The 12,600-nt window shown below is 52.8% G+C and carries 10 protein-coding genes, 1 pseudogene and 1 other annotated feature; of the genes and pseudogenes, 7 read left to right on the forward strand and 4 right to left on the reverse strand.

What is annotated here, in order from left to right; all coding sequences use genetic code 11:
- Positions 1 to 53: 53 nt before the first annotated feature.
- A complete protein-coding gene (locus tag I2D94_RS08580) occupies positions 54 to 1,538 on the forward strand; it encodes a flavocytochrome c (RefSeq protein ID WP_195396333.1) in 1,485 nt (494 codons plus the stop codon).
- Between the two features lie 213 nt (positions 1,539 to 1,751).
- On the opposite strand, the pseudogene I2D94_RS08585 reads toward I2D94_RS08580, so the two are convergent.
- The 4 genes and pseudogenes from I2D94_RS08585 to I2D94_RS08600 form a co-directional block, all read right to left on the reverse strand.
- A pseudogene (locus tag I2D94_RS08585) lies at positions 1,752 to 1,970 on the reverse strand (hypothetical protein); the annotation flags it as partial.
- A 387-nt stretch (positions 1,971 to 2,357) separates the two neighbouring features.
- Positions 2,358 to 3,755, reverse strand: a complete 1,398-nt coding sequence (locus I2D94_RS08590; RefSeq protein WP_195396337.1) for a GNAT family N-acetyltransferase — start codon at positions 3,753 to 3,755, stop codon at positions 2,358 to 2,360.
- Positions 3,756 to 3,826: 71 nt separating this feature from the next.
- Positions 3,827 to 4,978 carry a glycerate kinase gene (locus tag I2D94_RS08595; RefSeq protein WP_195396338.1) on the reverse strand — a complete coding sequence of 384 codons (1,152 nt, stop codon included), beginning with the start codon at positions 4,976 to 4,978 and terminating at the stop codon, positions 3,827 to 3,829.
- A 43-nt stretch (positions 4,979 to 5,021) separates the two neighbouring features.
- Entirely contained in the window at positions 5,022 to 5,588 is a 567-nt protein-coding gene (locus I2D94_RS08600) for a GNAT family N-acetyltransferase (RefSeq protein ID WP_195396340.1), read from the reverse strand.
- 236 nt (positions 5,589 to 5,824) lie between these two features.
- On the opposite strand from I2D94_RS08600, the gene bcp reads away from it, so the two are divergent.
- From bcp to I2D94_RS08630, 6 genes are all read left to right on the forward strand, one after another.
- On the forward strand, positions 5,825 to 6,280 hold the full coding sequence (bcp, locus tag I2D94_RS08605; protein WP_195396342.1) for a thioredoxin-dependent thiol peroxidase: 456 nt from the start codon (positions 5,825 to 5,827) through the stop codon (positions 6,278 to 6,280).
- 280 nt (positions 6,281 to 6,560) lie between these two features.
- Positions 6,561 to 6,965, forward strand: coding sequence for a hypothetical protein (locus I2D94_RS08610; protein ID WP_072682853.1), 405 nt, complete (start codon positions 6,561 to 6,563; stop codon positions 6,963 to 6,965).
- Between the two features lie 91 nt (positions 6,966 to 7,056).
- Positions 7,057 to 8,049 carry a nucleoid-associated protein gene (locus tag I2D94_RS08615; RefSeq protein WP_195396343.1) on the forward strand — a complete coding sequence of 331 codons (993 nt, stop codon included), beginning with the start codon at positions 7,057 to 7,059 and terminating at the stop codon, positions 8,047 to 8,049.
- 130 nt (positions 8,050 to 8,179) lie between these two features.
- Positions 8,180 to 8,390: a binding site (T-box leader), on the forward strand.
- Positions 8,391 to 8,429: 39 nt separating this feature from the next.
- Positions 8,430 to 9,989, forward strand: a complete 1,560-nt coding sequence (locus I2D94_RS08620) for an ABC transporter substrate-binding protein/permease (protein WP_195396345.1) — start codon at positions 8,430 to 8,432, stop codon at positions 9,987 to 9,989.
- Positions 9,982 to 10,725: an amino acid ABC transporter ATP-binding protein gene (locus I2D94_RS08625; protein ID WP_370544611.1), complete on the forward strand. Its 744-nt coding sequence runs from the start codon at positions 9,982 to 9,984 to the stop codon at positions 10,723 to 10,725. The genes I2D94_RS08620 and I2D94_RS08625 overlap by 8 nt, the downstream gene beginning before the upstream one ends.
- 105 nt (positions 10,726 to 10,830) lie before the next feature.
- Complete coding sequence (locus tag I2D94_RS08630) at positions 10,831 to 12,519, forward strand: M14 family metallopeptidase (protein ID WP_195396347.1); 1,689 nt, start codon at positions 10,831 to 10,833, stop codon at positions 12,517 to 12,519.
- Positions 12,520 to 12,600 lie beyond the last annotated feature (81 nt).

Genomic DNA, 12,600 nt, shown 5'->3' on the forward strand with positions numbered 1-12,600 from the left:
ATAATGCTAATGTAATCACAAATAAGTGATGTTGTCAAAGGGAGGAAAAAGAAATGAAGAAAGTAACTCTTCTGGCGTTAGCGGGCGTCATGGCGCTGAGCCTGACAGCCTGTTCGCAGAAGCCTGCGGAACAGCCGAAGACCAGCGACGAGCCGAAAACTGCGGACGTCAATACCGAAGCGGACGTAATCGTCTTAGGCGCAGGCGGAGCCGGTATGGCGGCGGCGATCACCGCAAAGGAAAACGGCGCGAGCGTTCTCGTGCTGGAAAAAATGCCGATGGTCGGCGGCAACACGCTGATCTCCGGTGCGGAAATGGCCGCTCCGGGCAACTGGCTGCAGGAAAAGGAAGGGATCGAGGATTCCGTCGATCTGTTCTATGAAGACATCATGAAGGGCGGCGACAATATCGCGGATCCGGAAGTGGTCCGGGTTCTGGCTGAAAATGCCCTGAGCGCTGCGGAATGGCTGCGCGACGACGTGCATGTTCAGTTTGAGGATAATATGTTATTCTTCGGCGGTCATTCTGTCAAGCGCAGTCTGGTTCCGCTGAACGCCAGCGGCGTAGAACCGATTCAGAAGTTAAAGGCTAAATGCGACGAGCTGGGCATCGAAATCCAGACCGATACGCCGGCAACCAAACTGATCCAGGACGAAGCAGGCAAAGTGATCGGCGTCGAAGCCCAGCATGACGGCCAGACTCTGACCTACACCGCTCACAACGGCGTGATCATCGCGACCGGCGGCTTTGGCTCCAATCTGGAAATGCGCAAGCAGTACAACCCGATGATGGATGAAAAAATCCTGTCCACCAACAGCGTCGGATCGACTGGCGACGGCATCACGATGGCGGAAGCGATCGGCGCGAAGCTGGTCGACATGGAATGGATCCAGACCTATCCGACCTGCGATGCGGAAACTGGACGCTTACTGTATGTCGGCGACGTCCGTCTGGACGGCCGTGCGATCTTAGTCAACCTGGAAGGCAAGCGGTTCGTTGAGGAACTGGAACGCCGCGACGTCATCTCCAAAGCGGTTACGGAAACCACCGACGGCTTCTCGTATCTGTTCTGGGACGAAGCTTCGATGGTCGCTTCCGGCGTCCGCGAGCAGCATCAAAACGAATATGATGATCTGATCGAACGCGGCATGTTGGTAAAAGCCGACTCGATCGAAGAAGCGGCGGCTCATTTTGGCATCGACGCGGAAAACCTGAAGGCCACTGTCGCGAAGTATAACGAATACTGCGAAAAGGGCAAGGATGAGGAATTCAACAAGCGCGGCGATCTGATCGCCTTCGGCGAAGGTCCTTACTATATCATGAAGTCGATCCCGGCAATCCACCACACGATGGGCGGCATCAAGATCAATCCGGAAGCTCAGGTGGTCAATGTTGACGGCAACGTCATTGAAAATCTGTATGCGGCTGGCGAAGTGACCGGCGGCATCCACGGCACCAACCGTTTAGGCTCTGACGCGATCGCGGATATCATGGTCTTCGGCCGGATTGCGGGCGCTAACGCAGCAGCGAACAAGTAAGCAGGAATTTAGAATCCGTTGGTATTCCCTGTAACGAGAACCGGTACGGATCAAGAAAATCAAAATGAAAAGCCCCGTTCTTTCAGAAACGAAAGCCGCGGGGCTTTTATCTGTTTTTATCCCGTTCCTTTATCAAAGGGATGCACAAAAACAAAGGCATCCATGAAATAGAAAAGCACGGATCCCGGCGTTGTTCTCAGCCTTCATCCTGCGTCAGTCCTGCGCCGTCGTTTCCGCCAGTCTTATGCGTTTGAGCATCGCCGGGGTTTTGTATTTTTGTTTATGACAAAGCTGCGACAGAGAATTTTCAAAACGGAAATCACTGACGATCACGGGGGTGAAGTGCCGGGTTTCGATCTTCTGATGGGCCAGCGGCTGAGGCAGGAGTGTGACCCCGAGGTTTTGCCGCGCGGCTTCCAACCGCGCTTCAAGCGAAGAACATTCCTACCCTGGGCACGCGTTGTTGATTGTCCATCTGGACGATCCCGGCGATTCCGCAGCGATTATGACCAGTTCTTCGAAGCAGCGTTGAACGAAGGCACCGTTTGAATTCTGATGATTCTGACCGAACCAGACATTCTGGCTGGCAAAGGGGCTGTTGAAAACGGGGGGATCATCGTCGTGGACCTGACACCTTCCGACTTTTCCGATCTGTGACGAAACGAGACAGAGCGCAGTCTGCCGGAAATTTCACGCAGCGATATGATCCAGAGTCAGGCTGATCCACGTCATTGCATTGTCAGTGAATCCCATGCCCGGTTTTTCGGGCAGCACCTTCATGATGAAAGGAGATTTCATGAAATTGAACCGCTATTCCGGCTACAAACCGTTCAGCTCGTTAAGAATCCGGCTTAATGTCTTTTGAACATCCTGATCGCTTAACGGTCCTTCCGGCAGATTGACAACATGATCAAAGCCCAGAATTTCAGCCTGAGCGGCGTTTGTCTTTGCCGGCGTCACTAAGATGGTCGTCATGTCTTCATGATGCGCGATCGCCGCAGCCTGAGGCAGGGAACTGGAGGAGGAAGGCGACAGGAATTTCTGGCGGAAGCAAAGCAAGGCGTCCGCATGGCGCAGCCGTTCTCGAAAACCGATCGTCGACATCAAGGCAGCGACGCCGTCCTGACATTTCCCGCGCAGCAGCACCTGAATCGTATAGCCCAGCCCATAACCTGCGCCTGCACCCGGTTCGGCGGCGGACGAAGTTTGCTGCAGCCAGCGAATGAGCGGCGAAGCAGGTAGGGCATTGCGGTATAAATCCTTGGGATCGCACAGCGCGATGAACGTCAATCCGCGCAGCGTTTTCTTCAATTCCTGATCGTCTGCCCGGACGATTTCACCCAGATCGTCGTAAACAAACTTCATGCCCAGCGCTTCCAGCATCCCCAAACCGCCATCCTGCGGTATGGCGTTGCTGAGCACCAGATAAAATCGGCGGCAGCCCTGGTTGAGGGCATGAAGGATCAGGTGACCGCCAAGCCGGGTACTGGTTTCATCAGCGAGCGCGGAAAGTTCCAGAATCGCGTTGTTGCCCCGCACGGCATAACTGATTTTTCGGGCAGGGAAAGCCGGATCAACGGGCAGGGTCACCCGCTGGCAGACCGACTGGCCAATCAGCGCGTCGACATATCCCTGTTGTCCATCGCTTAGATTGCAGGAAACCGACTGGCATTGAGAAATCGGTACGAGCGCCTGCAGGCTCTCATTAAACGCCCGGGCGTCCCAGCCGTCGTCAAAGGGCTCCGCCGCCAGCACCAGCCGCGGCCGCAACGTTTGCCGCATGAAGAACCGTTCCTGCAACTGGACCGGATGATGATCGCTGGACATCAGCGTAAATTCTTCTTTCAAAAAGAATGGCAGCGAGGGCATCAGGACGATCACCTGCAGCTCAAAATGATGATGTTTTTTCGCGAACCGGCGGGCCTGATGCAGCAGTTCGCTGGATAAGCCTTCGCCCTGATGGTGCTGCAGGACCGCTAACAAATCAATTTGCCAGCGGGTAGGATCCAGCGCCAAAGCTCCGATGATCTGACCGTCATCCTCCTCCGCGGCAAAAATTTCCCATGGCGGCAAGGGTTTATTGGGGACAATTTCCGATACGTCCCAGCTGCACGCTTTAACGCAGGTCTGCCTCTGGGTGCGCAGCATCCGCCGGCTGAAGTCTAAAAGCGCTTGAATTTTCTGTCGCTGAGCGGCAGGGTAATGACGGATTTTCATGGTATACCTCTTTTGGCTCTTTTTCTTATTCTATCATAATCCAATGTCCGGGAAAATGTTCTTGACTGCGCTTATGACACACTGACGGATTTTTCAGCCAGTTCCTGCCGCGGTAAATTCTGTTTCAGCCAGTGTCTCCATTCTTCCTGCAGCCGCTGTGGGGCGTGCAGGATACTTTCCTGCTCGCTCATGGACGGCTGCTGCAATACGAGCACATCGCAAAATCCAGCTTCCAGCAGCGTTGTTTTCGCCATACCGAGCTGACCGCATACCGCCAGAACCGGTACGTTTGCCTGCTGAGCATGACGAAGGATGCCCAGCGGGACCTTGCCTTGTAAACTTTGCGCGTCGATCCGGCCTTCGCCGGTAACGATCAGATCCGCTTCCGCCAGCTGTTCGTCCAGCCGCATCCATTGTAAAAGCTGTTTTAGTCCGCTGCGGATTTCACAGTTGAACAACCCTTTCAACATCAGACCGCAGGCCCCGGCCGCGCCCAATCCCGGCAGATTTGCCAGGGAACAGGCCTGCCAGGCTTCCACTTTGCGCGTCAGCGCTTCCGTGCTGCGATCCAGCTGGCCGATCAGCCGTTCATCTGCGCCTTTCTGCCGGGCGAACACCCGGGCTGCCCCGGTACTGCCGAACAATGGATTTGTGACGTCGCACAGGCAGATCAGCTGTGCGCCAAAGTTTCGCAGTTCACAGCCGGAAACGTCGATCGCTTCGATTTGATCCAATGTCAAACCGGTAGGCAGAAAGGTTTTTCCCTGATGGAAAAAACGCACGCCCAGAGCCGCCGCGATTCCGCATCCCCCATCATGCGTGCCGCTGCCGCCCAGACCCAGATAAATCGTTTTGCATCCGGCGTTTAAAGCCGCTTTGATTTGCAGACCTGTGCCGTAGGTTGAAGCCAGAGCAGGATTGCGGGGCTGGCATAAACCCAGCCCGCTGCATTGAGCCAGTTCAACCACGGCTTCCGAGCCCTTCCTGGCCCAGACTGCGCTCCATGGCTGGCGCAGAGGATCGCAGAACATCCCTTCCTGACGGAGAAAGCCGCCGTTTTTAACGACAGCTTCAACTAAGCCTTCGCCTCCGTCGCTGATCGGCAGAACTGTGACTTCAGCCGCCGGAAGAAGTTCATGCGTCACAGTCTGAATGTGCGCTCCGATCTCGCTGCTGGACATACAACCTTTGAAGGAATCCGCAGCCACGATGATTTTTTTCATGAATTTGCCTCTTTTTCTAGTTTGCTTTCCGTATTTCGCCTGTTTACTTTAATGAGATTGTATCAGTACACCATTCGTTTTTTAATAAACGATATTCAACGCGGGTCTGAAGATGACCCGCATGCCAAGTGCAGTTGATATGCTCCGCTTCTTTGATCATACCGCATTTTTGCATTACTTTTTCTGATCCGACATTTTCTTTGATACATCCTGCTGAAAGTCGTATCACATTGTCCTCAAGAAAGGCAAATTCGATTACGCGCATTAAAGCTTCACTTGCATATCCTTGATTCCAGAACTGGGGCAGCAGAAAATAACCGACGTCCGCAAGTTTGCCTAACGGCGTATTTTGCTTAATCGTGTAGCCGATGCTTCCAATAACCTCAACGGTTGTTTTTGACTCCATGTGAAAAAAAACGGTGTGACGTTTCGCAGCTGTCTGATCCAACAGACATTGACAAAGGTCTGCCTTTGCTTCTTCCAATGAATTTAAGCGCATTCCAGGCAGATAAAACATCGTTTCAGGATTACTCTTCAGTTTCAGAATCGCTGTTTCATCCCCGACCGTATAATCCCGCAGGATCATTCTTCTTGTTTCCAGACGAAGCATGACAACATCCCCTCATTTCTTTTGAATTTTATATGCTCTCTTCTGATTATATCATTTTTCAATTCTTCTCAAACTTTTATATTCAGACAGGCTGCAGCTTTCTTATTCCCGTTGATTAAAGTTAACTTGTTTTGAATAATAAATCAGAAAATCCGGGCGTCAGAGTAGGCAGAAACCGGAAAAACGGGTATGATAAAGCTGACAAAAATAAAAAAACAAAGAAAGGACGAACAATCATGGAAAAAGCATATAATTTCAAACTGAACGACAGCGAGGGCAACGAAGTAGCGCTGCATGACTTCCTGGGGCAGAAGGTCGTCGTCTATTTTTATCCCAAGGACAGCACGCCGGGCTGCACAAAGCAAGCTTGCAGCTATCGCGATCATTTTGCCGAACTGGCCGCGCGGAATCTCAAGGTGATCGGCATCTCCAAAGACTCCGCGGCGTCTCATCAGAAATTCATCGCCAGGCAGAGCCTGAATTTTACGCTGCTTTCCGATCCTGAACGGATCGCGATCGAAGCTTATGGCGTCTGGCAGGAAAAGATGATGTATGGCAAAAAGGTGATGGGCGTGGCGCGTACGACGTTTGTGATCGACGAGCAGGGAAACATCTTAAAGCGTTTTGACAAAGTAAAGCCGGATCAGGACGTCGCGCAGGTACTGGCGTTCATCGACGGATTGGAAGGATAGAATTAAATTTCCAATCTCGATTTCGGTCACTTTCATCAGGATAACCGGTCTGGAACGAGTTTGATTCCAGACTTTTTAAATCGCTGCGGGCATGAAAAAGGCACTGTTTTCAGCATAATTAAATAAGCAGGAAAATAACGGAAATGTAAGCGCTGTGATCATTTCTATGTCGAACATTGTCGAAATTAAAAAAATAAGGATATTATTCAATTCAGCATATTCACTTTTCCTAAAACATAGTATAATGATGATAAGTAAAGGAGCAGGATGGGTGAGCAGGATGAATAAGAAACAAACACAAATCATCGGCAACACGCTGGTGGAAGAATATGCCGTGCCGCTGATGGCGGAGGAAAACGCGACCTTACAGTTATTGGAGTACGCCGACCGGATTGCGAATTTAGACGCATTCGTCGTCGATTATATCCGTCTGGAAGAACTTCAGATGTATTCGGAAGATCGGGGAATTCCAGTCTATACTGATGTGGAAAGTCTGGCGATCGTCAAGCATGATCTGGCCAAGGATTCGATCCGCACGTGTCTGGTCAAGGGTTTCTATATGAACGTGGATCTGTCGGTCATCGTCGATATGCAGTCGAAGACGATCCGGTTTAACCGCAGCCGGTTCAGCACGCTGGACACCGAGGAAATCATCGCTGCCGTCGGCGGTATGACGCAGCTGTAAAACGGGGAAGCAGGACATTTCAGAAACGAGATGTCTTTTCTTTTTGCGGAAAAAAAGGTAAACTAAGCCCAGGATAAAGGAGGAATCGCTCGTGGAAACGATCGAATTAAAAACCGCGATTCTGCACAGCCTGGATATGAATCTGGGGATGCCTGTGGTTTCGCAGGTGGAATTGGAACCGACGGACTTTTTAAATACCTATCTGGAAAAACGGCTGCAGCGTCTGACGGGCAGCGAACACTGCCGCACAAGCACGACGGCCAGCATCGGCGGGGTCCAGCTGGATGAGGTGCTGAAAGCCTCGGACTGGCAGGCGTTTTACCAGTTTACGCTGCAGCTGCTGGAAAAGCTGTTCAACTACCGCCAAAGCAACGGCGGCCAGAGCGCGGATGTTCTGTTTGCGCTGTTGGAGATCGACCGGCATTTAAGCTTATATGTCGGAATTCTGGATTACCGCAGCTCGCTGATTCACCATCTCAGCCAGGATGAACGCCAGACCCGGCTGGAGTTAGTCGAATACCAGACGACGCTGCCCAGCGCGTCGGCCGGGGTGAGCTTTGAGTTCTGCACCGATCTGTTCACCGGGCTGACGCAGCTGATTGAAAAGAAGGAAAAAGGCTTTACGCCGCTTTCGGAACTGCTGCTGAATCAACAATTTGATATGACGCCGAAGGAGAAGATCAAGGCGGCGCAGAAAATCGTGCAGGAAATTCATCCCAGCGACGATCTGACCGAAATGAACCGCCGTGTCGAGTTCAAGCAGAAAGTCGCAGAATCGCTGCAGGAAAAGGAAGAAGTCAATCTTGAGGAAGTCTTTGAGGAAATCTACGTCGACGATCCTTCGACGCTGTTTGAAGCGAAGGCGAAGCTGCAGGACCGTGGTCTGGATCAGCAGCGGATGGTTGTGACCAGCTCCGCCTACGACGCCAAGCTGAAAAAGCAGAAGCTGGTGACCGACAGCGGGATTTCGATCGTTTTGCCGATTGATTATATGCACGATCAGAGCCATGTGGAATTCATCACTAATCCTGACGGCAGTCTTTCCATCCTGTTGAAAAACATCACCCATATCTATGATAAATAAACGCAGCCGGACAAATAAAAAAAGAATGTAAGAAGTTACATGGATTGATGTAAAATTTCTCTTTTTATCGCGAAGCAGTTCATTTCCGTCTTGACAACCGTCTCAGTTTCGCTTAAACTGAATCCATATTCAAAATTCAGCGAACAGGAGAGTAGCTTGAGATATCCATCAGCGAGCCAAAACAGAGTGAAAGTTTGGCGGCACTGTCAAAAGCGAAGCGCACCTGGGAGAAGTTCAGATGAAAGCAGTAGTCTGAAACGTGAGTCTGCGTTAACGAACGAGGGGGTCGGATGTTTTTTTCCGGCAACTAGGGTGGTACCGCGATGTGAGTCGTTCCTAGATTAGAGGAACGGCTTTTTTGTTTGGAAAAGAGGGGTAATATGAGAAAGATGAAGAACACGCTGATCCTGGCCGTTATGATTTTCTGCCTGTGGATCACAACCGGATTGTCGCTGGCGGCTGAGGAGGAACAGCCGGCTCAGGGCAATCCCGCCAACCGGCTGGAGGAAATCCTGCAGCGGGGCAAACTGATCGTCGCGACGTCGCCGGACTTTGCGCCGCAGGAGTTTATCGACGATTCCAGGAAAGGACAGGACCAGTATGTCGGCTCCGACATCATGATGGCGCAGTACATCGCTGATCAGCTGGGCGTCGAGCTGGAAATTCAGGCGATGGACTTCGCGATGGTGCTCAGCTCAGTCGATCTGGGCGAAAGCGACATGGCGATCAGCGGTTTCGGCTGGAAGGAAGACCGCGAGGATTCCTTTGAATTATCCGACGGGTTTAACAAAACCGGAGAAGCGGCCTGTCAGGGGCTGATGATCCGCCGTGCGGATGCGGAGAAGTATCCGGATCTGGCCAGCTTCGATGGGAAACTGATTGCCGCGCAGGCCGGCTCATTGCAGGAAAACTATGTGCAGACCCAGCTGCCGCAGGCGACGCTGGAAACGATTACGTCGATGGACATCGGTATCCTGAGCTTAACTACCAACAAGGTGGATGCGCTGGCTTCCGACTGCGACGTGGCCAAAGGCTATGTATCCAAGGACAATTCGCTGATCTTGGCGGATGCGCGCTTCGATACGACGTTGGAAGATCAGCACGCCGGCAACGTACTTGCCGTCAAAAAAGGCGAAACGGAGCTGATTGCCGCGATCAACAACATAATTGCGGACATCAACGAAAAGGGGCTGTATGAACAATGGAAAAACGAAGCCAAGACGCTGGCTTCCAAGCTGGGCATTGAATTCGACGGCTCTGAAGGCGTCGCAAAGAAGTCGCCGGGCGTCATCCAGGTCTTCCAGGAAAATTCCGGCATCTTCATGAGCGGCTTGTGGGAAACCTTGAAGCTGGCGGCAATCACGGTCTTCTTCGGTACGATCTTCGGGGCGCTGATCGCGATCATCAAGCTGTCGAAAAATCCGCTGCTGAAATTCATCACGGCGGTGTATGTCGAAGTGCTGCGCGGCACGCCGATTCTCGTGCAGCTGTATATCTTCCGCTTCTTTTTGCCGATGGCCTTCCCATGGCTGAACCTGTCCAAATATGCCTGCGTCGTCATCGCGCTGGTCTTCAACAGCTCGGCTTATGTCGCGGAAATTATCCGTTCCGGCATTCAGGCGGTCGACAAAGGCCAGAGCGAAGCGGCCAAGAGTCTGGGTATGTCCAACCGGCACATGATGATGAAGATCATTCTGCCGCAGGCGGTCAAGAATATCCTGCCGGCGCTGGGCAACGAGTTTGTCACGATGATCAAGGAAACCTCGCTGGCTTCCACCTTCTATATCGGCGAGCTGATGTATACGCGGACGCTGTTAATGAGCACGAAGTTCTATGCCTGGCAGCCGCTGATCATCATTGCCGCGATCTACTTCGTCGTGACCTTTGTCTTATCGAAGGGCATTCAATATATGGAAAAGAGGATGAGCGTCAGTGATTAATGCAGGAGAAAAATTAATTGAAGTCAAAGATCTGAAAAAGAATTTCGGATCGCTGGAAGTTTTAAAAGGAATCAACGAAACGATTCATAAGGGCGAGGTCGTCTCGATCATCGGCCCCTCCGGCAGCGGCAAGTCGACGTTTCTGCGGTGTCTGAACCTGCTGGAAAAGCCGACCAGCGGTCAGGTCATCTTTGAAGGCGTGGACATTGCCGACAAAAAGATCAATATCGACCACCATCGTCAGAAGATCGGCATGGTGTTCCAGCATTTCAACGTTTTCCCGCATTTAACCGTGCTGGAAAACATCACGATCACCCCGACGCTGGAAAAGAAGGTTCCGCAGAAGGAAGCGGAAGAGAAAGCGATGAAGCTGTTGAAGCAGGTCGGCCTGGAGGATAAGGCGCACGAATATCCGCGCAAGCTCTCCGGCGGTCAGAAGCAGCGGCTGGCGATCGTGCGGGCGATGGCGATGGAGCCGGACGTCATGTTGTTCGACGAACCGACCTCGGCGCTCGATCCGGAAATGGTCAAGGATGTTCTGGAGGTCATCCAGCAGCTGGCGGAAGGCGGCATGACGTGTGTGATCGTCACGCATGAAATGGGTTTTGCCCGGTCGGTCAGTGACCGCGTGCTGTTTATGGATGAGGGCGTGATTGCCGAACAGGGCAGTCCGGCGGAAATCTTCGATCACCCGACGCATCCGCGGACGATTGAATTCCTGAGCAAAGTGCTTTAAGAAACAGACGTTTCTGACAGGATCAGGACAGGGCTTGGGGCAAACCGAAATAAAAAAGGAATACCCCGCAGCCGTAAAGACGAAACTAAAATCGGAGGTGCCTCAATGAAAACAACCTTTCAGTACGATCATTACTATACTTATTCCGAGCTGACTGAAGCGCTGCAGACGCTGGTTAAAAACCATCCAGATTTACTCACGATGGAATCAATCTGCAAGAGTGAAAAGGGCCGCGATGTGTGGGCGCTGACGCTGACCCATAAGCAGACGGGCGATCCGCTGGCGAAGCCGGCGTTCTATATCGACGCCAATACGCATGCCGGGGAAGTGACCGGTTCGATGGCGGCGCTGCATACGCTCGACGTCTTGTGTACCAACTATGGCGAGGACGCCCAGCTGACACGGCTGGTGGACATGCTGACGTTCTACGTCATTCCGCGGATCAGCGTGGACGGCAGCGAGGTGTATCTGACTTCGCCGTATGATCTGCGTTCCGCCGATAGGCCGTATCTGACCCCGGTGCAGCAGCCGGGTTTAGTGCCGGAAGACATGGATCAGGACGGCGTGATCCGGATGATGCGGATCAAGGACAAGCACGGCGCCTGGAAGATCAGCAAGACGCACCCGCAGTTAATGGAAAAACGCAAGCCGGACGAGCGCGAGGGCGAGTTCTACACGGTCGTCAGTGAAGGCGTGCTGAAGGGCGCCAACGGCAATGAGATTCAGCCGGCTCCCACCTTATGGGGACTGGACTTCAACCGCAACTATCCGTTCGGCTGGTTCCATGAATCCCGCCAGGCCGGGGCCGGGGCTTACCCGTTAAGCAATCCGGAAAACAAAGCGGTAGTGGATTTTGTCCTGGCCCATCACAACATCGGCGCGGTCGCAACGCATCATACCAGCGGCGGCGTGATTCTGTATCCGCCGGGAACCCGCCCGGAAAAGAGCGCGGATCCCGACGATATGCGCCGGCTGCGTGAGATCGCGGCGATGGCGACGGAAGAAATGGGCTATCCGGCGATCAACATTTTCGATCACTTCATGACGGATCAGGAAAATTATTCCTCCGGCGCGTTTGACGACTGGTGCTTCCAGGATCAGGGCATTCCTGCCTATACGCTGGAACTGTGGAATCTGTTGGAACGGGCCGGCTGCAAGATCGACTGGGATCGCCGCGACGCCAAAAGCGAAGCGGAATGTCTGGACACGATGGCGAAGGTGCTGGCGTGGTGCGCGGAAAACGCCCCGGAAAGCATGGAAGCCTGGACGCCGTATCAACATCCGCAGCTGGGATTGGTTGAAATCGGCGGACTGAATCTGAAATTTACTGAGGAAAACTGTCCGAATGCGTTCTTATTGCAGGAAGTGGAAAAGACGACGAAGTTCTGCCTGCGCTACGCTCAGTCGCTGCCGCAGCTGGAGATCGACAAGACAAATGTGAACTGGCTGGGTGCGGATCTGGCGGAAGTAACCGCTACAATTTCTAACGTTGGCTATCTGCCGACTTATTTAAGCCGGGAAGCGAAGCTTTTGGGCACGGCCAAACCGGTCAAGGTTTCGCTGCAGGGGCAGATTGAGAGCTTCATCGCCGGTCAGGCAATTACGGAGATCGGCGATCTGGAAGGCTATTCCGGCGTCAACGCCGAGTATCGTTCCTGTGAAGTCACCACCGGCGCGCACGCGCCGCTGACCCATACCCTGCGCTGGCTGGTGCAGGCGCGCAAGGGTGCGGAAATCACGATTACTGCGTTCCAGCCGAAAGCCGGCCGCGCGGTCGTAAAGCTTGTGTTATAAGGCTGGCGCTGATTTTCAAACGAAAGAAGAATAAACAAGAAACAGGAGAGACCGTGATCTTTCCTGTTTTATCATGTATTT

It is taken from the genome of Holdemania sp. 1001302B_160321_E10, from assembly GCF_015552275.1.
Taxonomy (GTDB): domain Bacteria; phylum Bacillota_I; class Bacilli_A; order Erysipelotrichales; family Erysipelotrichaceae; genus Holdemania.

Excerpts from the sequence above, each read along its gene's own strand:
- I2D94_RS08580 (WP_195396333.1), top strand. The coding sequence starts at position 54 with ATGAAGAAAGTAACTCTTCTGGCGTTAGCGGGCGTCATGGCGCTGAGC.
- I2D94_RS08590 (WP_195396337.1), bottom strand. The coding sequence starts at position 3,755 with ATGAAAATCCGTCATTACCCTGCCGCTCAGCGACAGAAAATTCAAGCG.
- I2D94_RS08595 (WP_195396338.1), bottom strand. The coding sequence starts at position 4,978 with ATGAAAAAAATCATCGTGGCTGCGGATTCCTTCAAAGGTTGTATGTCC.
- I2D94_RS08600 (WP_195396340.1), bottom strand. The coding sequence starts at position 5,588 with ATGCTTCGTCTGGAAACAAGAAGAATGATCCTGCGGGATTATACGGTC.
- bcp (WP_195396342.1), top strand. The coding sequence starts at position 5,825 with ATGGAAAAAGCATATAATTTCAAACTGAACGACAGCGAGGGCAACGAA.
- I2D94_RS08610 (WP_072682853.1), top strand. The coding sequence starts at position 6,561 with ATGAATAAGAAACAAACACAAATCATCGGCAACACGCTGGTGGAAGAA.
- I2D94_RS08620 (WP_195396345.1), top strand. The coding sequence starts at position 8,430 with ATGAGAAAGATGAAGAACACGCTGATCCTGGCCGTTATGATTTTCTGC.
- I2D94_RS08630 (WP_195396347.1), top strand. The coding sequence starts at position 10,831 with ATGAAAACAACCTTTCAGTACGATCATTACTATACTTATTCCGAGCTG.